The organism is Litorimonas haliclonae (genome assembly GCF_965138505.1).
GTDB lineage: Bacteria > Pseudomonadota > Alphaproteobacteria > Caulobacterales > Maricaulaceae > Litorimonas > Litorimonas haliclonae.
In genome coordinates, this window is the sequence record NZ_CBCSCO010000002.1 from 468,203 (window position 1) to 490,653 (window position 22,451).

Below are 22,451 nucleotides of genomic sequence, written 5' to 3' on the forward strand. Positions count from 1 at the left end.
TACAAGGCTATGTAATGTCGTCTCTCCGACCAAAACCCAATTTCCTATCGCTTAAAACGACATTAGTTCGTAGAGCTACTTTTGCAGCATTTTTGGCCGGCAGTCTTACACTTTCTGCCTGTAATAATGACGGCGCAGAGCCTTCAGAGCGGGTGAGTGAGAACGAAACGTCTTCATCGACAACGTCTCAGGACAGTTTACAGGCCGCGGCCAGACAGGCTCAGACTCGCCAGCGTCCAAAGACATATCTCACAGCCGATCCAGGGAACGGTTTTCTTACTCCGGAAAACATCAACGGCTCCCCGGCTCTGTCCGGAAAGACTCTTTCCAGCCCGAAAATTGCGCCTAGCGGAGAATTCATTACCGTTCTGCAGGGCCGCGAGGACGACGCCAGACAACAAGACCTTTGGGCGTATGATCTGACGACGGGGGAAGGCCGACTTTTGGTGAGTTCAACAGATCTGCTCGAAGAGCCTGAAGTTCTGTCAGAGGAAGAAAAGAACCGCCGAGAGCGCGCTCGTGAATATGGCAAAGGTATTATCACCTATTCCTGGGTGGGCGAGAATCTGCTTTTGTTCCCATTAGGCGGGGATATTTATCTTTACGACCTAGAAGCCAAAGAAAGCCGTCAGGTCACAGCCACGAAAGGGTTCGAAACCGATCCGAAAGTGAGCGCCGACGGCAGTAAAGTCGCCTATGTCCGCGCAAATGAGCTATATATAAAAGATTTGAAAAGCGGGTTGGAACGCCAGCTTTCTGACGGCGCGAGCGAAACGGTTCGTAATGCGACGGCGAGTTTCGTTGTTCAGGAAGAATTAGATCGTAATACAGGGTTTTGGCTTTCTCCAGAGGCTGACTATGTCGCTTATACTCAAATTGATGAATCCGAAATTGCGATTGAAAACCGCCTCGACTTCGGAGCTGATGGGGTAGAGAATATTTCCCAACGTTACCCGTTCGCAGGCACTTCCAATGCGACAGTTAAGTTAGGGGTTGTCAGCGCCAAAGGTGGCAAGACCCGCTGGCTTAATCTCGGAAACGATGAAGACATTTATTTAACGCGTGTCATCTGGGATGAAGACGGTAAATCGTTGGTCGCCGGAGTTTTGTCGCGAGATAACAAAACCCATACCTTCCGCCGCTATAATGTTCGCAATGGGAATGCTGAGGTTTTATATACTGAAACCTCGCCGACTTGGTTGAATATCGGAAATGATTTGAGATCTCAGCCGGATGGAAGCCTTCTATGGTCAGCGGAACGCAATAACTTCCGCCAAATTTTCAATATTGATACGCAGGGGGACATAACGGCCCTCACGCCAGAAAATCTGAATGTGCATAATTTATTATGCCAAAATAATCAGACAGGCGATCTTTATGTTTCCGGTTGGCAGGATAGCCCTTTGGAAAATCATATTTTCAAAGTCTCCCAAACAGAGGAGTCCGACGCAGAATCCAGCACTGAAGCGGACGAAACTGAAACAGATGATGCGGAGGAAGACAATTCTGCAAATGAATTTGCAGGCACCGTTACCCAAATCACCCAAGGGGCGGGTCAGCATTCTGCCAGTTTTAATCAGGATTGTACGCGTTATATCGGAACTTACAGCAGCGTTGACACGCCCCCACAAACTCGCGCTTTCAATGCCGATGGGACGCCCTTGGCGTGGCTTAACGAAAACAAGCTGGATGGTGACCATCCATACGATCCGTATTTATCTAACCACATCACACCAGAATTTGGGCAGATCAGTGGTAAAGACGGCACCAAACTCGACTATATGCTATTCAAACCGCTTGATTTGAAAGCCGGGCAAGAACGCGCGAGCATTACAATCGTCTATAACGGTCCGGGCGTTCAGAGAGTCAAACGCGATTTTCGAAACCAATTCGCTCAAATGCTCGCCCATCACGGATTTGTTGTGTTTCAAATCGACGGACGCGGGGCGAGCAATCACGGTAAGGATTTTGAAGATGGTCTGAACCGAGCGATGGCCACAGTTGAAGTGACAGATCAAATTGCCGGGGCGGATTTCCTACGCGCTCAGAGCTTTATCGATGACGACCGTATGGGAATATATGGGTGGTCTTATGGCGGGTATATGACACTGCAAATGCTGGGTCAGACAGATATTTACGCCAGCGGCGTTGCCGGAGCGCCTGTCACAGACTGGAGCCTTTACGATACAGCCTATACCGAGCGCTATTTGGGCGACCCTAATCCGGAATCAGAGAATTATACGGAAGGTGCCTATGAAAACAGTAGTGTCTTCGCGCATATTGACGGCATCACCGAACCTATTCTCCTCATCCACGGTATGGCGGATGATAATGTCGTGTTCCGTCACTCCATCAAATTTATGGATGCGATGCAAACGTCCGGAAAGCAGAATTTGCGGGTAATGACGTATCCGGGCGAGAAGCACGGCTTTCGCAAGACGGAAAACCGCATTCACCGCGATCGTCAAATTCTCGAATTTTTCCTAGAGACGCTGGATTTACCAGACGAAGGCTAAAAAAATGGGGGCTCAAAGCCCCCAATCTTATCTTTTGGTCTTGGGTTCTAGCGTAAGAGTTAATTCGCTTCTGAGACCGTTTCAGGTTTTTTCTGTTTGCGGATAGCCTCTCTAATGCGTCCACGAAGAACGGCGGTTTCGACGCTTTCGGGATTAAGCGTCAAAGAGGCCTCAATATCCTCGAGAGCGGCTTCTAATCTATCCTGCTGCATTCTCGCATCCGCCCGGTAGCGCAAAGCTGCCGCACTTTCGGGATCAAAAACAAGAGCGGAGGTCAAGTCCGTTTCCGCGTAATCATATCGCCCTTCAAGACTGTAGGCGCGCGCGCGCGCAATTCGTAGATCCGTATGATTTTCTTTTAACTTCAATCCGGCTGTGGAAGAGGCATAGGCTTTTTTAGGATCATTGGAGATGAGCCAGAAATTCGCGGCTTCTGCATAAAAGTCAGCTCTCATCGCTGGAGTGCCGCCATCGGAGGCTTTGGCAAGTTGATCCAGACGGTGAGCGGCTTCATCCTCATGTCCCAGGGAAAACAGCGCCATCGCCTCGCAATGCTTAGCCCGGCGGCCGCCGCCCTCTGAACGCCAAATCATAGCTTCTTCATAAGCGAGGTCGGAGTCTTCGGCGATACGCTCCAAGCATTGCTTATGTTTCTGATCAAAAGCGTCCGTCATATCGTCCGCAAAAGCCGGGTGAGCGATAAAGGTTATTGCCACCGCAGACACAGCCGATAAGACAGGGGTCAAACAAATAAAAGGGCGTCGTAACATAAGAGCGCCTTTAGCAAGGGGAGGGGCGGCGCAGCAATGCCGAGCCACATTAATTCGCAGACAGCTAAGACGGGCAAAACGGCTTTACTTTTGGGGGTAGGGTATGTCGCCTCCCGTCTCGCGCCTACCCTCGTAAGGCAAGGTTATGATGTTCTGGGAACAACCCGGTCTAATGACCCTACAGGAGAGCTAGAAAAGTGTGGAATCACTCCGATTGTTATTAAGAATTTGAACGAGCCGGAATTGCGGGATGCATTTGAGCAGGCGGACCTTATATTAAGTTCGATCTCACCGAAAAAATTATCGGATGTAAACGGGTTTTATGACCCGGTTCTTCAGGGACTAAATCAAGCAAAAATAAACGCGAAATGGGTTGGATACCTCTCTGCGACAAGTGTATATGGTAACCGGGCCGGACAATGGGCCTTTGAAGGGGAATCGCCAACGCCAAGTTTGAAACGGGGCCGGGCCAGAGCAGAAGCTGAAATGGAATGGCTCGAGACGCTCTGGCCTGTGCATATTTTTCGTCTCGCCGGAATATACGGCCCTGGACGTGCGCCTTTCGAAAAACTGAAAACGGGGGACGCCCGCGCCGTTATAAAGGAAGGTCATGTTGTCAACCGCATACATGTAGACGATATCGTGTCCGCTGTGATGGCGTCTATCGCAGCGCCTAGCCCGCAACGAATTTATAATATCGCAGATGGTCATCCGGCCCCGCCGCAAGATGTTCTGGACTATGCTGCCAAACTTATAGGCGCTAAAAAACCTCCTCGGGTAGGAATGGATGATGAAAGCGTGTCTAAAATGGCTCGTAGCTTTTACAGCGAAACCAAACGTGTGGACATCAGCCGCGCGAAACGTGAATTGGATTGGTCACCTAAGTATAGAGATTACAAGGACGGCCTTCGAGCGACTCTAGACGCGGAGGCTTAGGATACACCTCGTAATTAATTCAAAACCCCTGCTGACATTTCCGATTATAAGCCTTAGGCTTAAGTCATGACCCTTCACGCCGAATATGACCCAAGCAATGTCTTTGCCAAAATTATTGACGGTGAAATACCGTCAGCAAAAGTTCATGAGGATAAGGACACGCTCGTTATTATGGATGCGTTTCCGCAATCACGCGGTCATTGCCTCGTGATTCCCAAAAGCCCTGTTCGCAATCTGCTGGAACTCGCCCCTAAAGACATCGGGCGTTTGTTCGGCACGGTTCAGCGGGTCGCCCAAGCTGTGGACAAAGCCTTTAATCCGGACGGAATAGTTGTAACTCAGTTTAACGGGGCTCCGGCTGGACAATCTGTCTTCCACCTTCATGTACATGTCATACCGAAATTTGAAGGCGAAGCCTTTTCGGGGCATGGCGACGCCAAATCCGGGGATATGGACGCGCTGAAGTTACTGGCCGGAGAAATCGCCGCTCAGCTTTAAAGCTTGGCCTCTTCCCTGTCTGTGATTACTATGCCTTTAATAAGAGGCGGGCTGCGCGGTTTTAAATCCGATAACGTTCCATTTTGCGCCACAGGCGGTCTCGAATAGATAGATAAAGGATAAATTCATGCGCTCTTCGCTTCTTAAAACCTCACTTCTAACTCTTTCAACTGCGGCTCTGGTTTCGGCCTGCGCAACCGCTCCGAAAATGATGATGGAAGACGGCACGGAATATGATGTCGCCGCGCAATATCAAAAATTTGCTCAAGTCGATATGAACCCGGACACAAGCTTTCTAAGCGCGTCTGAGAAAGCAGTGGTGAACAAGCTAATAGAGGCCAGCGAATACCTTTCCGAAATTTATCTCCGCCAAAGAGGGGCGAATTATCCGGCTCTGAGGGAAGAGATCGCGCAGAATGGTTCCAAAACCCAGCTCGCTATGTTTGATCTCCATTACGGGCCTTGTGATAGCCTAGAGGGTGATTTTGCTTTTTACGGCAATAATGAATGTCCTGAGGGGGCCGGGTTTTATCCGGCTGATATGACGCGTCAGGAATTTGAGGACTGGATTGCGGCCCATCCCGAAGACGAGGAGGCTTTCACCTCCGGTTATACGGTTATTCGCCGCACGGAAGACGGCGGATTAAAAGCTATTCCATATCACGTCGAATATGCCGAGTTTCTTAAACCGGCGGCGCAGCTTATGCGCGAAGCTGCGGAGCTGTCCGAGAATGCAAATTTGAAAAAGTTTCTAAATCTGCGCGCCGATGCCTTTTTGGATGATGATTATTTTGAATCAGAAATGGCCTGGATGGATTTAGACGGTGATATCGAAGTCGCGATCGGCCCTTACGAAGTTTATGATGATGGATTGTTTGGTTACAAAACAGCTTATGAAAGTTTCGTGACGATCAAAAATCCCGAAGAATCTGCGGCCCTCGCAAAATATAAAAATTATCTCCGCGATATGGAAGCTAACCTTCCCGTCGAGGAAAGTTACAAGAATTTTTCACGCGGTTTTGCTTCGCCAATTGCTGTGACCTATCAGGTTCATGGCGGCGGTGATAACGAGAATGGCGTACAGACAATTGCTTTTAATTTACCCAATGATGAGCGGGTGCGCGAAGCCAAAGGCGCGAAAAAGGTAATTCTAAATAATGTGCTCGGCGCGAAATACGACCGCATTCTCGCCCCGATTGGCGAACGTGTTTTGGTACGCGAGCAAGCTGAACTGACTACTAAAAAATATATGAGCTATAATACGCTCTTTCATGAACTCTCCCATTCTCTCGGCCCCGGAAACATCACGGTGGACGGAGAGGAAACAAGCGTGAGTGCGCAGCTGAAAGACCTCTATTCCGGTGTGGAAGAGGGAAAGGCCGACGTTATGGGCGCCTATAATATCCTTCATATGATGGAACGCGGTGAATTGCCATCTGCTGAGAAAAAAGAGTTTCTAGCGACGTATTTCACGGGGCTGTTTCGCTCAATGCGGTTTGGTATTACCGAAGCCCATGCCAAAGGGGCGGCGTTCCAGTATAATTATTATATGCAAACAGGAGCCGCCGAATGGCTTCCGGACCAAGAACGCTACCGCGTAGACTTTGATGTGTTGGAACAGTCTATTTCCGATCTGACCGGAGAAGTGGTGCGCTTACAGGGTGATGGCAGCTATGAGGCAACGGAAACCTTTTTGCAGACATATGTGAAGCTCGACGAACCTGCAAAAGCAGCGCTCGGGAAGCTTGAAGATATTCCTTACGATATCCGTCCCGTCTACCCGTCTGAGATCTAATTCAGCGGCGCCGAACTTCGCAACCTGATCGAAATAGATGAACGTCCCTCTTAACAACGGGCCTTCATAAACGGCGCGAAACAGTTACTTCGCCCTGTCTTAATTTTTAAGGCAGGGTGTTTTCTATCGTTTGCAGCAGGGTGTCGAGTGAGCGATCTTTGCGGCTACGCTGCTGCGTGACGCGGTTAGGTTCCGTCGCGACCATCAATTCAGACTTAGGCCAAAATTGCAGCGTGCCTTCCATATAGTCGTGAAATATCTCTGTCGGAATGGTCCCGCCCGTTACGCGTTTCATCGGCGCGTTTTCGTCATTCCCGACCCAAACCCCTGTCACTAGGTCCGGGTGATAGCCGACAAACCACGCATCGCGAAAATCATTTGTTGTCCCGGTTTTCCCGCCAATATCGCGCTCGGGGATACGCGCGCGTCCGCCCGTGCCGCTTTCGACAGTATGCATCATGAGGCGATTCATCTGCGCCAGATGGGTTAGATCCATCACGGGGGTAAGCTCGGGGGTCGCAGCGTCGTAAAGCGGCGACCCCTCGGCCGTCGAAATAGAGATAATTCCATAAGGCTCGGCCATTTTCCCCCAGTTTGAAAAGGGAAGATAAGCCCGGGTCAAATGAAGCGGCGTTGTCGTTTGCGCGCCGAGGGAGACACTCCGTAAGGGTTTGAGCGGACCGAGGCCGAATCGCTCTGCTGTGGCAACGACCCTCTCTCTCCCGACGTCTTCGGCGATGGAGACCGCGACAGTATTAATTGATTTGGCAAAAGCATCTTCGAGTAAAATATTGCCGGCATATTCTTTTTTAAAGTTTCGGGGGGACCAACTATCAATACGGCTCTTGATTGTAATCGGCGCGTCGACCTGCATATCCCACGGACTCATTCCGGCTTCCATAGCAGTAAGGTAGACGAACGGCTTAAAAGCCGAGCCGGGTTGCCGTTCGGCGTTCACCGCCCGGTTGAACTGGTTCTCGGAATAAGACGCGCCGCCAATCATGGCGATGACGGCGCCTGTCCCGTCCAGGCTGACCAGGGCGGCTTGGTCGGCACGGCGGTCTTTATCCAGATGCTTTGATACGGCCCTTTGGGCGTAGCTCTGCGCGGTCATATCAAGCGTCGTTTGCACGACAACATCCTGTCCAGGCGGGCCGCCCAGCACGCGTTCTATGTCGGACCAAATCCAATCAACAAAATATTGGGCGGAGTTATCAGATTGCGGTCTGTGGATGCGGATGGGGTAACGCAGGGACGTCTCATACATCTTGGCATCTATAATATTCTGATCCCTGAGAATATCCAACACGACCTTGGTCCGGGCGGCGGCTTTGTCCGGGTTGTTGACGGGATTATAAGCCGATGGCGCTTTCAACAACCCGGCGAGCATGGCGGTTTCCGGCAGGTTCAGCTTTGCGGCCGGCTTATCGAAATAGCGTTTCGAGGCTGCTTCCAGTCCCCAGGCCCCGCTGCCGAAATACACTTTGGAAAGATAAAGCTCGAGAATTTCCTCTTTAGTAAAGCTCCGCTCCAGCCAGAGAGCCATCATCATTTCCTGAGCCTTACGGCGCAAAGTTTTGTCAGGCGAGAGAAACACATTTTTGGAAAGCTGTTGTGTCAGGGTCGAGCCGCCCTGAACATATCTTCCTGCCTTTAGGTTAGCAACAACAGCCCGGCTGAGCGCTTCGGGATCGACGCCGATATGACTAAAATACCGCCTGTCTTCGACGGCGAGCATGACGAGCGGGATATGAAATGGGAGTTGGTCGACTTTAACGCGCGGCGCAACCGTGGCCCCGCGAACTAAAATATCCCGTCCTTGCCTGTCGACGATTTGTACGCTGACGGGGCGTTGATTTTCCCAAAGCCGTTTCGGATCAGGTAAATCCCGCGCCGCTAGGGCAAAGGCCCCAAAGCCGGCCATGCCGCAGATATAGGTAGTGAGCGCGACGCCCACGGCTGCAAATTTCAAGCCTGACTTGATTCTGGGGGGGAGGGCAGGCGGCTGCCAGTCAGGAAAACGCAATGATGTCAGAAACTCGCGCATGGCACTCTAGGTAACAGGGTTAATAAGGCGTTAGCCCTGTTCTGCGCTCCAACCCTTTAAGACGGGTTTAACGCCGACTGCCATCGGTAGAATAATACAGCTACGAGGGCAGTGGTTTCGAAGGCCCGGCAAGACCTCCAGACTTCTTGGCGCCTTCGCCGCGAATAGCCCCTTTTTCCTGTTTTTCTTTGGGCGGAGGCGAGAAGCTCAGCACGGTCATGCCCTCGGCGCGGGACTCTTGTCCGGGCTGAATGAAATCAATCGTGCCATCCTGACGTTTGGTCAAGATGAGGTCTACATCATTGCCGCGGTCATTATAGAGATCCTCTAGCGTATAAGCTTCAGACAGGTTGGTCGAGCGGAAGCGCCAGCCGCCCCACCAGTCACGCGTAAGCGCATCAAAGCTGCGGCCGCGGGAGGTCAGCGTGCGACCCCGAGACGTAAAGGCAATTGTATCGCCGTCTTCCTCATCATTTTCTTGCGCAGGCACTTGAAAGACGCGGTGGCGCCCAAGTTCGGGGGCAAATTCAACGCAAACGAGCGAGTTATAAGCGTCATTCGGCGTTGCTGCGATAAGAACGTTAAAGGCTGAGTGATCAAGGGAGTAATCAGCATTTTCCGATAAAACTTCGCCGTAAAAAGTTTGATGCCCTTCCAGACGGGCGCCGCGAAGACGTCGCCAGTTTGTATCGGCGACCGTCACGTTAATCCCCATATCTTTAATGGCTTTGGCCAGTCCCAGTGACCAGGGGTTGGCTCCGACAATCATAACACCTTGTCCGCCGCCTGCGGCCAGACCTAGCATTTTCGCAATGGGGCTAATGAGAAACCCTGCGAATAGAACGGTGGCAAATACAAGGGCAAAGGCAAGCGGGACGAAGAGTGTACCATCCGCTCGACCTAGCGCGTTCAACTCTGCAGCAAAAAGACCCGCAACTGCTACAGCCACGATCCCGCGAGGGGCGATAAAGCTAATAAGAATGCTTTCCTTCCAGGTAAGTCCGGAAAAAAGCGTCGACACCATCACCGCTATTGGCCGGACGAGGATCATCATGGTTAAAACAAAAGCAAGAACGCGCCAGTTTGTGACAAACTCTCGCAGAATGGCCGGAGTCAAAGTGGCGGTCAAAATCACGAACACGCCGGAGACAAGAATAATCGCGATGTTCTCTTTAAAGCGGCGCATTTCCACCATGGCCGCAAATTTGGTGTTTGCCATTGTCATGCCGAGGGCCGTAACAGCCAAGAGACCTGTCTCATCTGCCAAACGGTTCGCGATAACGTATATGAGCAAGACCCAGGCGAGGACGATAGGGGCTTTAAGATATTCCGGGATGTGTCCGCGGCGGAAGGCCCAGGCCATACCAATACCCGAGACTATCCCGACGAGAGTGCCGAAAATCGCTGCAAATGCGAGCTTACCAAAGACAAAGAACATAGAGGCTTCGGTCAAAGAGAAGCGGATAAATTCATATCCGCCGACCGCAAAAAGCGCTCCAAGGGGATCATTTACAATCCCTTCCCATTTCAACACATTGGCGGGACGGGTTTTCAGATGGGCCTGACGAAGCAAGGGCATGATAACGGTGGGTCCGGTCACAATGAACAGACCCCCCACCATTACGGAAATATCCCACGCTAGGCCGACGATGTAATGCGCTGCAAGAGTGCCTAAAACCCAGGCAATGGGGGCGGCAACAAAAACCATACGCCCGACGGCATGGCGTGTGTCGCTTAAATCCCTAAACCGGAGATTCATCCCCCCTTCGAAGAGGATAATTGCCACGGCCAGTCCAATCATGGGTCGATAGAGCTCTCCAAAGTCGTTTACCGGATCGAGCCGCAACTGTTCGAACAAATGCTCAATGGGGCCCGGTAGGTTAAACCCGAGGAGATAGCCAAGGAGAGGGCCGAAGATCAGGCCTGAAATAGCCATGAGCACAATTGCTGGTCGCTGTAAGCGCCAAGCTAGCCATTGGGCGCCAATGCCAAGAGTGCCGATGAGGGCAATTTTAAGAGGTAAGGCACTTACCGCGTGATGGGCAATATCAACCGCCATGCTATTCCTTTATCAAACTCGAAAGTATCGATTTACAAGTTGGGCATGGCCTACATTGCCACCGAGCGTTCGGCGATTCACGCAACAGCCCCGTCCTATTTAGCTATTCATTCGTAGAATATCAAACCCGATATCCGTATTTCCGTAATCCCCATTGTCATAAGCATCGACGCCGTCTTGGAAATATTCCATCAGATGAGCATAGAGCCCTTCAATCAGGGCGTCCATTTCGGTGTCATTAATCGGCAGGCTGAGTTTATGTTCCCGGCCCTTTTCGGGGCTAATATACATATAGCCGCCTTCTTTCCGGCAGGTAATGACAAGGCGCATGTAATCGCCGAATTTTGTGATCGCGACTGCGAGACCAAAACTAATCGGCTCAAGGGGTAAAAAGCCTTTCCCGGAAACAGAAAAAGCGGCGGAACCAGCATTTGCTGCAGCAAACGGGCCCTTTGGGGGGACGAGAAATACGCACAGGCGGTCTTCATCCAGAAAGAGGCAAAATTCGTCGCGCAGGGTTTCGGCAACATTCCGGATCTGGGAATAGTTGTGGAAACTGCGATTTCCGTAAGTCTGGGCGGCTTCGGCCAGCTTTTCCAACCGATTGGGGCGCGGGGAAGTCACATTCGTCTTCTTTGTCATGCGTCGTCCTTCATTCATCATAATCTGTAGGCCTAACCTATCTTTACGGACATTGGCACAGAAATTGTATGACTTCTCTCATATTCATTTACGGAGAGCAGAATGAGACAGTTTTTAAAAGCTGCGATGTTGAGTGTGGCTACGCTGGCCATTGCAGGGTGCGCACAATTGGGCGCAGTTGGCGATTTTGCTTGGAACGCGACCGAAAACACCGCCAATTTCTTCTATAAGCCTGTGGTGTCTTTGCTTCGTCCAGCACCGGAACAGGCTTATGTGTTTAACGAGCGCGAAAACTACGAAGTCGTACTTTATGAAAATCCCGGTCAGGCAGAAACACTCGCCACGGCTCGAACAGAGCAGGCTGTAGCACCTCCGGCTCAGGTAACGGGCACCGGATATTATCAATCCGAACCATTGCCGGTTATTCCTGATATATCCTTTGCTAAAGTGGGCGGCGGATCAAATATGCAGGATTGGCTTGCCTGCGAGGCAAAATCGGGTGGTTATCTTTATTGGGAAGACGGTAAAGGCTACGCGCTTGATCCAACATTTGAGAGCTGTATGCGCGGCATGGATTATGCGCTTGAAAGCGAAATCGCCAAGAAAAATAGTGCACTCTAGCCCTCACTTTTTTTAAACGGCGTATGCTGATCTAAAATTTTAATTTCATGTTCGACGGCTTCCCGTTCTCGGACGAGGTAGTTTTCCACCGCCGCCTGTAAACCCGGATGGGCCAGGTAATGCGCGCTGTGAGTCGCCACAGGCTCATAGCCGCGCGAAAGCTTATGTTCGCCTTGCGCGCCAGCTTCGACACGCGGTAGCCCTCTTTCCAGCCCGGCTTCGATGGCCTGATAGTAGCAAAGTTCGAAATGCAGGAATGGCTTATCAATTAGAGCTCCCCAATTGCGCCCGTAAAGCGCATCAGAGCCGATGAAATTCAAAGCCGCGGCAATAGGGTCGCCGTTCACCCACGCCATAACCAGGCAAATATCGTCCCGCATAGTTTCTTGCATTCGGGCGAAAAATTCACGGTTCAAATAAGGGCGGCCCCATTTGCGCTGCCCGGTATCCAGATAACATTGGTAAAAGACGTCCCAGTGCTCGTCTTTTAAATCATCACCCGTCAGCCGCTTTATGACTACGCCCTCTTGGGCGGCTTTGCGCTCCTTGCGGATATTTTTACGTTTACGGCTGGTTAGGCTGGCGAGAAATGAGTCAAAATCTTTATAGTCACGATTGATGAAATGAAATTGCCTGTCCTCGCGTGCGGCAAAGCCCATTTCATTTAAGACCTTCCGGTCATTCTCTTGCAGAAATGTCAGATGGATTCCTGACATCTCCCACTGCTGACACGCCGACACCATAGCCGTGGCCAGGGCCCGCTTATGGGCGGGCGATGTTGCCAAGAGGCGCGGGCCTGTCGCAGGCGTAAAAGGCACGGAGCATTGCAATTTCGGGTAATATTGCCCTCCTGCGCGGGCGAGGGCGTCCGCCCATCCATGGTCGAAAACATATTCGCCTTGGCTGTGGAGCTTTGCATAAAGCGGCGCCGCGCCGAGAGAGTTTCCTTTTTCGTCCTCCAACCAGATATGACGCGGGATCCAACCTGTCTCGTCCGCCGCGCAGCCGCTCGCTTCCAAAGCGTGCAGAAACCGCCAGCTCAGAAACGGGTGTGAACCATCTGGTAAATGGGCATCCCATTCGGCCTCACTCACCTCATTGATCTGAGTGAGAATACGCGCGCTAAATGTCTCTGAAGAGGATTCCATTATAATCCTTACGGCTAGAGCCTAATCAAGTTCACCAGAAAGCTGTAAGAGGCGGAGTTTGTAGACGGCCGCGATTGTCATGCAATCCGTGATGCGTCCGTCTTCGATATGAGTGATCGCGTCTTCGATTGAGAGCTTGAGCTGCGTAATATCTTCGGATGCCTCGGGCTCCGTCTCTCCCTCGCTTAAACCCGTCGCCAGATAAATTTGTCCCCATTCATCGGTTATGGAATTAGATGTGTGTACATCAAAAAGATGGGTCAGAGTCTCGGCCGTCAAACCCGTTTCCTCTCTCAGCTCCCGCTTGGCGGCCTCAATCATGTTTTCGCCCTCGGGCACGCCGCCTTCAGGAATCTCCCAGCTATATTCGTCTAGCGCGTAGCGGGTCTGCCCAACCATCCAAATCATTCCGTCCTGATAAGGAATTATGCCAACGGCGCGATTTTTAAACCGAACAACCCCGTACACGCCGTCCGACCCATCCGGTAGCTCCACAGGATTAGCTTCCACACGCATCCATGGATTTTCGTAAACAGTCTCGGTCGATTTCGTCACCCAAGGATTGGGCGGAGAAGGGGGGAGCGGTTTGGTCATGGGCTGGGTTTAGCGAATGAGGCGCGGGGGTAAAGGGAAGAGTAGAGGCCCGCTGGAGGTGAGGATGGGATTCGAACCCACGTTAGGCTACAAACCTAAACACGCTTTCCAAGCGTGCGCCTTAAACCACTCGGCCACCTCACCTCTGAGGCATTGACCTCGGCAAACGCCGAGGGGTTTGAGATAAGCGCACGCTTATCTTTAATGTTTGCGCCGCTATGCGGCGCGGGCAGTGCGCCTTAAACCACTCGGCCACCTCACCTCTGAGGCATTGACCTCGGCAAACGCCGAGGGGTTTTCTGAATAAGCGAAGGCTTACCCACATGTAAGCGCGGGCCATTAGCATCGAAACTTTACTGGCACAATAGCGTAATATGCGCCAAGTGGGAGGAATGACAGAGCCATTCAAACTTATTCCTGAAAAGGGCAATCATGACATTTTTGTTTTCGGAGATCATGCGTCCAACCAAATTCCGTCGGAGCTTAATAACCTCGGATTGAGCGGCGAAGATCTGACGCGGCATATCGCCTGGGATATTGGGACAGAAACCGTCATTCGGCAGCTATGCGAGCATTTCGGATGTGTGGGACAATTGGCGGGGTTTTCCCGGCTGGTTATTGATCCAAACCGGGGCACGGACGCGATTGACCTAGTGCCCGAAATTAGCGACGGAACGAAAATACCTGGGAATTCGAATTTATCTGCGAAGGATGTCCAGCAACGGATCGAAAGGTATTATCAACCCTATCACAATCAAGTGAACGCAACCCTAAAAGCGCTCGGAAATCCGTTCGTTATCTATATTCATAGCTTCACGCCGCACCCCCATACAGGCGAAAAACGGTCGATGGATTTTGGTCTGCTTGTAAAGCATGACCCCAGTAGCGCGGAGGTTTTGCGGCAAAATCTAGTGGAGTTGCCTCAAAATTTCACGGTCGAAGTGAACGAGCCTTATTCGGCGGAATATTATAATCACACTATGGATACGCATGTCACGTCGCCTGCCTTGCGTCATCTTGCAATCGAGATAAGGCAGGACCATATTGATACGGAAGAGAAAGCTCGGCAAATTGCCGCTCTCCTCGCGGACTGTATAGAGCCGATTATTAACGGGACAGTTTCGCCCCTTTCGACTTAAGGAGATTACTATGCTCGCGACTATCGATAAACATCATGTAAATGGAAATTCCATGTTCGGTGATATTCCGGATGGAATGCAGCAGGTTCAGTTCGGCATGGGCTGTTTCTGGGGCGCGGAACGCATTTTGTGGAAACTGGATGGCGTTTATGTGACTTCTGTTGGTTATTCTGGCGGCACGCACCCCTCGCCGGATTATAGACTCGTCTGTTCCGGTTCGACTGGACATGCGGAAATGGTGCACGTCGTTTATGATCCCAAAGTCATCACATTCGAAGAACTCCTAAAAGTCTTTTTTGAAAACCATGACCCGACTCAAGGCAATCGTCAGGGTAATGATCGCGGCACACAATATCGCAGTGCAATCTTTACCTATAGCGACGCACAGATGGCCGCTGCAAAAGAAGCGTCCAAACGTTATGAGGAAGCTTATGGCCGAACTGTTACAACGGAGATAAGAGACGCGCCGGAGTATTACCCGGCAGAGGATTCCCACCAGCAATATCTGGCGAAGAATCCGCAAGGTTATTGCGCGCACGGGCCAACCGGCGTGACGTGCCCGATACCGGAGCGCGCCAGCGCTTGAAGAAAGCGGTAATAATCAAAAAATTGAAAGCGGGCCTCAGGGCCCGTTTTTTTATGCGGGTTTAATATATAGGTCCTCCGCCGCGATAGCGGGGGATGAGGAGGGGGTAGTTCCTATTATTGCTGCTACGTCACAAATCTTCTTCGCCACATGCGAGAAGAGGAAAATAACCCTCTCTTATATTCGCGCAACGTCCTGAGATTAAACCGCTTTCCACAATCCCGTCCCCGCTTTCAAAATTGCGCCTATATTCGCCTCATGACCTTTGAGGACCGCATATCGCTACGGGAGCCGCTTCCTGACCTCGCGCCGCTACGGACGCAATATACGCTTCTTTGTGCGCAGCTCCTCGCCGCGATTATTTATCCGGACGCCGCCCTTACTCTCGCCCGCCAATTACGGCGGCATGTCCGCGGGATGATACAGGCCTCGCAGGCCCATTTCCGAAGCCGCCAGAAAATGGCCATGCTTCTGCGCACCGATTGGCGGGAGAGGGTGATATCTGAGCTGGGCGGTTGGAGTCGACTTCGGCTCTGGACATATCGCCAAGAGGCTTTGGAGGTCGTTCCCCCAAGTAAAACCTATAAACCCCCTGACCATCCTGCCCCAGACGCCGAAGAGTTCGAGCGCCGCGCCCGAATGCGGGAATTGATGAAAGCCAGTATTCATCCACGTATACTGCGCGATCCTTGCCGGATGGATTTTGACGGCTGGTTCAGACTGCCGCCGCAAATCCGTTTGAAAAATCCGATCAATGAACATCCGCAATACTATGATTACGAGTATGACTTTGATCCCAGACCGGTGGCGAATTTCACCGGAATAAAAATCCCGATCACCGTTTGGCCGGAGGAGTTCAGAGCGGCGGCGGAGGTGCGGCCAGCTATGGACGAGAGGGAGAGGGAAGAGGAGCTAGCCTCAATTAAGGTTGTCACCCCGGACACCGATCCGGGGTCATTGCCCTCGCAGCAGTTAGGATATTGCCGAGGCTCTCCCATCTTTCCGCCCGTTCCAAACGACAATGTTCCAATCGTCGCCCCCAAAAGGATCCCGGCTCAAGGCCGGGATGACAAAGGCCAAGAAAATGAGCGAAAACCATACGCCTCACGCGCGCCGCCCCGTATTCGAGGTTCGCCAAAAACGGTCCTCCGCCAAGCGCCTCTTGGCGGAGCGCTTTCGTGTGGCGTCATTTAGAAAGGAATTTTCAGGAGAAAAACTTAACAGCTTCGCCAAGCTCAACCCGGTCTGTACGGGCCGCATTAGCGGGATGGTCAGGGTCTTCATATCCAAAAGACATGCCAAATAAGATGCCTTTGGAGTCCGGGATGTCCAGGAGCTTTTCAACTTCATCAGGAAATTGCCCCAGCGCGCCCTGCATACAGCTCTGAATGCCATTCTCAGCGAAAAGTAGGTTTAGAGTCTGCGCGTAAATACCGACATCCACCGCGCCCATAATTCCCATATAGGTTTCCATCGTAAAAAAGACGGCATGGGGGGCGTCGAAAAATTGCCAATTGCGGAGCATGGCCATGTTGCGGGCCTGTTTATCCTCACGCTTGATATTCATGGCGGAGTAAAGTGCATTGGCGGAGCCGAATTGCCGTTGCCGATGCTCGTCCTGATATCGCGTCACCCAATCAAATTTTGGATTGGGAGGATTACCTGACATGACGGATTTCAGCATGGCGTTCGAGACTTTATCCCGCATTTCACCGCTCACAACCAGCGGCTCCCAAGGTTGCACGTTGCAATTTGACGGCGACATTTGGGCCTGAGAAAAGATTGATTTCAATAGCTCTTTGTCAACGGGGTCAGGCTTGAAGCCCCGAACAGAGTAACGGTTTTCAAGGAGGTTTTTAAGGGTCATGGTTTATCCTGTTTTCGTCTCTCATCAGACAGTTTTGCGAAGTGCCTTTTTGTCGATTTTTCCAACCGGTGTCAGAGGAATAGAGTCAATGAAATGGACGTGTTTCGGAACCTTATAAGGGGCCATAGCCTCTCTACAGAACTGAATGATTTTTTCTGTCACTGAGTCTGGATTGTCACCCTTGTGCCCCGCGGAAAGCTCGACAAACAGATGAACAATATCGTTGCCGGGGCGTTCGGCATCTTCTGCGCCGACCACGGAACAAACGGCGATTTCGGGTAAGGCGCAAAGCTTGTCTTCGACCTCGACAGAGAAAACTTTATATCCACCGACAATCAGCATGTCCTTGGCGCGGTCACACAGGAAAATATAGCCGTCTTCGTCCATATAGCCGACATCACCGGAAAACATATATTGCTCTCCGTCGATTTCACGCAGGGCATGAGCGGTTTGTTCTGGCAGGTTGAGATAGCCTTTCATCACTTGGGGTCCGGAACAAACGATTTCTCCCGGCTCTCCAATCGGCATATCCCGTGTTCCCGTTTCAATATCGCGAACACGAACCGTCACTCCGGGCATGGGGATTCCGACAGAGCCGATCTTGTATCGTTTGGGCGGATGGCCCGTATAGCAAGGGCTTGTTTCTGTCATACCAAAGACATCGGAAATTTTACCCTCGCCAATGATGGCAGAGAGGGCGTCATAGCTCGTGCGTGTGAGCGGCGCCGCTCCGGTCAAAGCCGTCTTAAGCTGGGAAAATTCGGATTTTGCAAATTTCGGATTGGCTACCATCATATCATATAGCGCGGGCACGCCTGCCATGATGGTGGGGGGAAAGGCTTTGATTTGCTGGCAGATAAAATCCGTATCTCTCGGATTGGGGATGAGAACCAGTAACCCACCGTATCGCGCGGCTGAAAGCGCATTAGAAAGCCCGGCTATGTGAAACATGGGAAAAGCGCTGATGATGGTTTCACGGCCCTCTTCCCACTTGTTGATAGATGTGGTCTGGGCGGCGTTATGCATCACATTCCGGTGTGACAGCATGGCTCCTTTAGGCTTGCCAGTTGTCCCTCCGGTATATTGGATCATGAACGTGTCATTCCACTCTACATCCACCTGTTGAAACGCATCGTCAGCGGGGTCCGTCAGGCCCAAATAGGAAAGAACTTCTACCCCTTTAATATCAGGGCATTCAAATGGCGCGCGCGTCAGAAAATCAGCGGAGCCGGTGACAATAACGGTTTTAAGAGATTTCGGCACATCTGGCATTTTCGCCAAACCGCCGGAAAGATCGCTCAGGGAGATGACGGCTTTGACGTGTCCGTCGTTAATTTGATGGGCAAGTTCAGGCGGCGCTAAAAGGGGGGAGAGTCCTGTTCCTATTGCACCTATCTTGCTGATAGCGACAACAGCGATAACATATTGCGGTATATTTGGCATATGAAGCCCGACGACGTCGCCGCGCTTGAGACCCAGAGCGATAAAAGCGTTTGCCAGCTGGTTTGAGGCGGCGTTTAGCTCGGCGTAGGACAGCACCGTCTCGACATAAGCCAAAGCAGGAGCGTCGGGTCTTTCCCTCGCATGTTCTTCAACATAGCTGCCAACCGGTCGGTCTTCGAAGTCAGGGGTAGGAATGCCCAGTTCCTCGTAAAAGGTGAGCCAAGGCTTCGCCGTTTCTACCTGCATACTCAATCCCCGATAATTTACTCCGTCAAGGCAGAGTGTTTTTATTTTTCATTCAGTCGGCGTTCAATCGCGTCCCAGCTCAGCGCCGCCGCATCGATGCCGGAAAAGCGTTTAAGCTCTTGGACGCCCGTAGGACTGGTTGTGTTTATCTCCGTCATTTTGTCGCCAATGACATCTATTCCGACCAAGATTTGCCCGCGTTTTTTTAGCATGGGCCCAATGGCGTCACATATTATCAAATCACTTTCCGTCAGGTCGGATTTCATGGCTTTACCCCCGACATGCATGTTGGATCGGGTTTCACCGGGTAAAGGCACGCGGTTAATTGCGCCAACCGGATCGCCGTCGATAATAATAATCCGTTTATCCCCTTTGGATACGTCTTTCAGGAACGCTTGAACGATGATTGGCTCGCGCGAGGCAGTGAAAAACATCTCTAGGAGCGACGCATAATTACTATCGCCGCCTTTCATCCTGAAAACCCCGACGCCGCCATTTCCGAAAAGAGGCTTGATAATAATGTCTCCATGTTTTTCACGGAAGGCATCAATTGTTGGAATGTCCCGGGTGATGAGCGTTTCAGGCATAAGATGCGGGTAATCCAACGGCAGTATTTTTTCCGGGCCGGAGCGCACCCATTCCGGGTCGTTCACGACTAACGTGTCGCCTTTGAGCCGTTCGAGGATATGAGCCGCCGTGATGTACGACATATCAAATGGGGGGTCTTGCCGCATCCAGACGACATCGACATCTTTGGCGAGATCGAGGGTCACGCGCTCGCCAAAACTGACATGATTGCCTTTTTTGCGCTGTACCGACATCGGGCGGGCGCTGGCCGTCACCTGACCCACATTATAAGCGAGATGTTGAGGGCCATATTCAAAAAGAGTCATTCCACGTGCTGCGGCGACCTCCGCCAGAGCGAACGTCGTGTCGCCGTCGATATTGACGGTCTCCATGGGATCCATCTGAAAAGCTACGCGCAAGGGGGGAGAGTTCGTCATATCCGTTTCGTGCCAGAGCGAATGAAGAGGCGCAAGCCTTCCGAGGTCTCAAAATTGAATATTACGAATTCGTTAGAATAGGAACCGCGAGCGAATTCAAGTCGTAACTTAAGTATAATTTATTTTAAGGAGATACCCTGAATGACCAATTTTATTAAAACAGCCTCTGCTGCCGCTATTGCACTTACTCTTGCGGCTTGCGCCTCAACATATGATGATAGTGCCTCAGACGAAGCGATGATGGAAGAGAATGCCATGATGGCTGAGAAGGCCGAAATGACAGAAGACAAAATGATGGCTGAAGAAAAAGCCATGATGAAAGAAGAAAAAATGATGGATGCGCCAATGGTTGGCGGAGCCGCCATGTATCCAAGCAAAACTATAGTTGAAAACGCTTCTGCTGCGGACAATTTGACGACGCTTGTCTCCCTTGTAAAACAGGCTGAGTTGGTAGAAACTCTTTCTGGTCCCGGACCATTTACAGTCTTCGCGCCGACAGATTCTGCTTTTGAAATGGTTCCGGCGGATACGGTGGAAGCTCTGACTGACCCCGCAAACAAGGATATGCTTACGAAAGTTCTCACAGCCCATGTGATTTCGGGCAAGGTAACATCTGCTGACCTAGCTGCGGCTTTGGAAGGAAATGCAAGTTACTCCGCAACAACCGTCAGCGGTGACACGCTCACCTTCTACAATATGGATGGCGGAATTCGCGTCGCAGATGAAAACGGGACTCTAGCGATGATTGAAAATGCAGACGTTATGCAATCCAATGGTGTCGTTCACGTCGTAAATAGCGTGCTCGTTCCGCAATAAATTTACAGACATAAACTGATACAGCCTCACTCTTTTCAGAGTGGGGCTTTTTTATTCGCTTATTGATATGTGATTGGCTATGTTTTCAAAAAGAGATTTTGGAGATATGAATGAGCGAGCTAATTTTATCCACGATGGAAACTATTCCAGGACGTGAGATTGTGTCTTGGAAAGGGCTCGTACAGGGCAATACGGTTCAATCCAAACATGTTGGCCGGGATATTATGGCCGGACTAAAAAATATTGTAGGCGGAGAGCTGCGAGGCTACACCGAGTTGCTGGATGATGCCCGCAATAAGAGCGTTGACCGGATGGTCGAACAAGCGCGATCACTGGGGGCCAATGCGGTAGTCAATATCCGCTTTTCGACAAGTTCTGTGACTGCCGGAGCGTCCGAGCTATATGCATATGGCACAGCTGTGGTGGTCGATTAATGTTTGAATTCGTCGTCTTTATAGCTTTGTTGTGTATCGGGGTGATTTTCGGGACACTGAATGAACGCCGTCACTTCCAGAGGTTAAGAGATGACGAAGCGGCCCTGTCACATATTTTGCAAACCAATTTGAAACATATTCCGGCGCCGCACGGTGATCTGCAAGAAGGCGCAATTATGGTCAGCGGCAACGTGGTTGTGGCGCTTGATTTTTTCAAAATCATCGTGGCGCGGCTCAAGTCAATTGTTGGGGGATCGCTCCGGTCTTACGAGTCTGTTTTGGAGCGCGCTCGACGCGAAGCGATTGTGCGTATGTTGAAAGAGGCGGACGCGGTCGGCGCAACGGCCGTGCACAATATTCGGATCGAGTTTTCGACTATAGGTGGCCAAAACCCTCAACATCCCGGCGGGTCCGAGATTCTGGCTTTTGGCACCGCTGTGAAAGTGCGCAATGACTGAGCCTTTATCCGGTCAGCCTTTCGCTACTAATAGCCTTGCGGATGGTCTTGCCCTTCAAGGTCGCTACTGGTCTCCAGTGAAACCGATTGGCGTCATGAGCCTGATCCACGGACTCGGGGAACATTCAGGGCGATATGCTGAATTGGCTGAGGCTATGGGCGAGGCCGGCGTAGCGGTTGTCGCATTGGATCTGCGCGGACACGGGAACAGCGGCGGCAAACGCGGCGTCTGTACAGATTATAAATTGCTTCATGGGGATATGGAGACTTTGTTGGAGAAATCACGGGGTCTTTACCCTGATTTACCGCATTTTCTTTATGGCCATTCGTTGGGCGGCGGGCTTGTTTTGGATTACGGGCGTGCTCCTGCGCCAGATATCAAGGGCATTATCGCGTCGGCGCCGTTTATTGCTCTGCCGACTCCGACACCGGCAATAATCGGGCATATTGCAAATTTTGTTCGCCGCGTCTTTCCGGCCGCGACTCTCGGGCAGCCCTTGACCGGCGATAAAATCTCAACACTTCCCGAAGAACAAAAAATTTATGAGACCGACCCGTTAAATCATAGCCGGATCAGTTTCGGCCTGGCCGTAGATGCTATTCGCGCGGGTAAGCGGGTTGCGGCTTACGCCTCACAATGGAATACGCCGCTATTGTTGATGCATGCCAAAGGGGATCAGCTTACCTCCTGCGAGGCGAGCGAAGCGTTTGCGAAAACAGCGCAGAATGTGACGTTTCGGAGCTATAAAAACTCAGAGCATGAAATGCATCACGATACTCCGAAGACAAAAGTTTTCGGCGAAATGATAGACTTTATTAAATCCAGGGCCTGA

21 protein-coding genes and 1 tRNA gene are annotated in these 22,451 nt (G+C 51.4%); 12 read left to right on the plus strand and 10 right to left on the minus strand.

Annotated elements, in window-relative coordinates; all coding sequences use genetic code 11:
• Positions 1-14: 14 nt before the first annotated feature.
• Positions 15-2,516, plus strand: a complete 2,502-nt coding sequence (locus ACNA05_RS06435) for a S9 family peptidase (protein WP_415810595.1) — start codon at positions 15-17, stop codon at positions 2,514-2,516.
• Positions 2,517-2,575: 59 nt separating this feature from the next.
• Here ACNA05_RS06435 and ACNA05_RS06440 read toward each other — a convergent pair whose 3' ends face one another.
• Entirely contained in the window at positions 2,576-3,286 is a 711-nt protein-coding gene (locus ACNA05_RS06440; protein WP_415810596.1) for a tetratricopeptide repeat protein, read from the minus strand.
• 36 nt (positions 3,287-3,322) lie between these two features.
• Between ACNA05_RS06440 and ACNA05_RS06445 the strand changes: the two genes are divergently transcribed.
• The 3 genes from ACNA05_RS06445 (at position 3,323) to ACNA05_RS06455 (ending at position 6,515) form a co-directional block, all read left to right on the plus strand.
• Positions 3,323-4,222: an SDR family oxidoreductase gene (locus tag ACNA05_RS06445; protein ID WP_415810597.1), complete on the plus strand. Its 900-nt coding sequence runs from the start codon at positions 3,323-3,325 to the stop codon at positions 4,220-4,222.
• A gap of 66 nt (positions 4,223-4,288) precedes the next feature.
• Positions 4,289-4,720 (plus strand): HIT family protein, encoded by a 432-nt coding sequence (locus ACNA05_RS06450; protein ID WP_415810598.1) that lies wholly within the window; start codon positions 4,289-4,291, stop codon positions 4,718-4,720.
• Positions 4,721-4,847: 127 nt separating this feature from the next.
• Positions 4,848-6,515, plus strand: coding sequence for a dipeptidyl-peptidase 3 family protein (locus ACNA05_RS06455; protein ID WP_415810599.1), 1,668 nt, complete (start codon positions 4,848-4,850; stop codon positions 6,513-6,515).
• A gap of 106 nt (positions 6,516-6,621) precedes the next feature.
• Here the strand turns inward: ACNA05_RS06455 and ACNA05_RS06460 are convergent, their stop codons facing one another.
• The 3 genes from ACNA05_RS06460 to ACNA05_RS06470 form a co-directional block, all read right to left on the minus strand.
• A complete protein-coding gene (locus ACNA05_RS06460; protein ID WP_415810600.1) occupies positions 6,622-8,562 on the minus strand; it encodes a transglycosylase domain-containing protein in 1,941 nt (646 codons plus the stop codon).
• A 100-nt stretch (positions 8,563-8,662) separates the two neighbouring features.
• Positions 8,663-10,621: a cation:proton antiporter gene (locus ACNA05_RS06465; protein WP_415810601.1), complete on the minus strand. Its 1,959-nt coding sequence runs from the start codon at positions 10,619-10,621 to the stop codon at positions 8,663-8,665.
• Positions 10,622-10,720: 99 nt separating this feature from the next.
• A complete protein-coding gene (locus ACNA05_RS06470) occupies positions 10,721-11,263 on the minus strand; it encodes a hypothetical protein (protein WP_415810603.1) in 543 nt (180 codons plus the stop codon).
• A 102-nt stretch (positions 11,264-11,365) separates the two neighbouring features.
• On the opposite strand from ACNA05_RS06470, the gene ACNA05_RS06475 reads away from it, so the two are divergent.
• Positions 11,366-11,884: a hypothetical protein gene (locus tag ACNA05_RS06475; protein WP_415810605.1), complete on the plus strand. Its 519-nt coding sequence runs from the start codon at positions 11,366-11,368 to the stop codon at positions 11,882-11,884.
• Here the strand turns inward: ACNA05_RS06475 and ACNA05_RS06480 are convergent.
• From ACNA05_RS06480 to ACNA05_RS06490, 3 genes are all read right to left on the minus strand, one after another.
• A complete protein-coding gene (locus ACNA05_RS06480; protein ID WP_415810606.1) occupies positions 11,881-13,032 on the minus strand; it encodes a GNAT family N-acetyltransferase in 1,152 nt (383 codons plus the stop codon). The genes ACNA05_RS06475 and ACNA05_RS06480 overlap by 4 nt on opposite strands.
• Before the next feature lie 21 nt (positions 13,033-13,053).
• The gene (locus ACNA05_RS06485; protein WP_415810607.1) at positions 13,054-13,626 is read right to left on the minus strand and encodes an NUDIX domain-containing protein; all 573 of its coding nucleotides are present in this window, start codon (positions 13,624-13,626) and stop codon (positions 13,054-13,056) included.
• 53 nt (positions 13,627-13,679) lie between these two features.
• A tRNA-Ser gene (locus ACNA05_RS06490) sits at positions 13,680-13,770 on the minus strand.
• A 248-nt stretch (positions 13,771-14,018) separates the two neighbouring features.
• On the opposite strand from ACNA05_RS06490, the gene ACNA05_RS06495 reads away from it, so the two are divergent.
• From ACNA05_RS06495 to ACNA05_RS06505, 3 genes are all read left to right on the plus strand, one after another.
• Positions 14,019-14,765: an N-formylglutamate amidohydrolase gene (locus ACNA05_RS06495; protein WP_415810608.1), complete on the plus strand. Its 747-nt coding sequence runs from the start codon at positions 14,019-14,021 to the stop codon at positions 14,763-14,765.
• A 10-nt stretch (positions 14,766-14,775) separates the two neighbouring features.
• Positions 14,776-15,351 carry a peptide-methionine (S)-S-oxide reductase MsrA gene (gene msrA, locus ACNA05_RS06500; protein ID WP_415810609.1) on the plus strand — a complete coding sequence of 192 codons (576 nt, stop codon included), beginning with the start codon at positions 14,776-14,778 and terminating at the stop codon, positions 15,349-15,351.
• Between the two features lie 258 nt (positions 15,352-15,609).
• Entirely contained in the window at positions 15,610-16,545 is a 936-nt protein-coding gene (locus ACNA05_RS06505; RefSeq protein WP_415810610.1) for a hypothetical protein, read from the plus strand.
• Positions 16,546-16,555: 10 nt separating this feature from the next.
• Here the strand turns inward: ACNA05_RS06505 and ACNA05_RS06510 are convergent, their stop codons facing one another.
• The 3 genes from ACNA05_RS06510 to gshB are packed head-to-tail and all read right to left on the minus strand — an operon-like array spanning position 16,556 to position 19,911.
• Entirely contained in the window at positions 16,556-17,218 is a 663-nt protein-coding gene (locus tag ACNA05_RS06510; RefSeq protein WP_415810611.1) for a nitroreductase, read from the minus strand.
• A 24-nt stretch (positions 17,219-17,242) separates the two neighbouring features.
• Positions 17,243-18,907 carry a class I adenylate-forming enzyme family protein gene (locus ACNA05_RS06515; RefSeq protein WP_415810612.1) on the minus strand — a complete coding sequence of 555 codons (1,665 nt, stop codon included), beginning with the start codon at positions 18,905-18,907 and terminating at the stop codon, positions 17,243-17,245.
• A gap of 41 nt (positions 18,908-18,948) precedes the next feature.
• Positions 18,949-19,911, minus strand: a complete 963-nt coding sequence (gshB, locus tag ACNA05_RS06520; protein WP_415810613.1) for a glutathione synthase — start codon at positions 19,909-19,911, stop codon at positions 18,949-18,951.
• Positions 19,912-20,052: 141 nt separating this feature from the next.
• Here gshB and ACNA05_RS06525 point away from each other — a divergent pair, with 141 nt between their 5' ends.
• The 4 genes from ACNA05_RS06525 to ACNA05_RS06540 all read left to right on the plus strand — a co-directional run bounded on the left by ACNA05_RS06525 (position 20,053) and on the right by ACNA05_RS06540 (position 22,451).
• Entirely contained in the window at positions 20,053-20,727 is a 675-nt protein-coding gene (locus ACNA05_RS06525; protein ID WP_415810614.1) for a fasciclin domain-containing protein, read from the plus strand.
• Between the two features lie 110 nt (positions 20,728-20,837).
• Complete coding sequence (locus ACNA05_RS06530; RefSeq protein WP_415810615.1) at positions 20,838-21,161, plus strand: YbjQ family protein; 324 nt, start codon at positions 20,838-20,840, stop codon at positions 21,159-21,161.
• Positions 21,161-21,619, plus strand: a complete 459-nt coding sequence (locus ACNA05_RS06535; protein ID WP_415810616.1) for a YbjQ family protein — start codon at positions 21,161-21,163, stop codon at positions 21,617-21,619. Before ACNA05_RS06530 ends, ACNA05_RS06535 begins: the two co-directional genes overlap by 1 nt.
• Positions 21,612-22,451, plus strand: coding sequence for an alpha/beta hydrolase (locus ACNA05_RS06540; protein ID WP_415810617.1), 840 nt, complete (start codon positions 21,612-21,614; stop codon positions 22,449-22,451). Before ACNA05_RS06535 ends, ACNA05_RS06540 begins: the two co-directional genes overlap by 8 nt.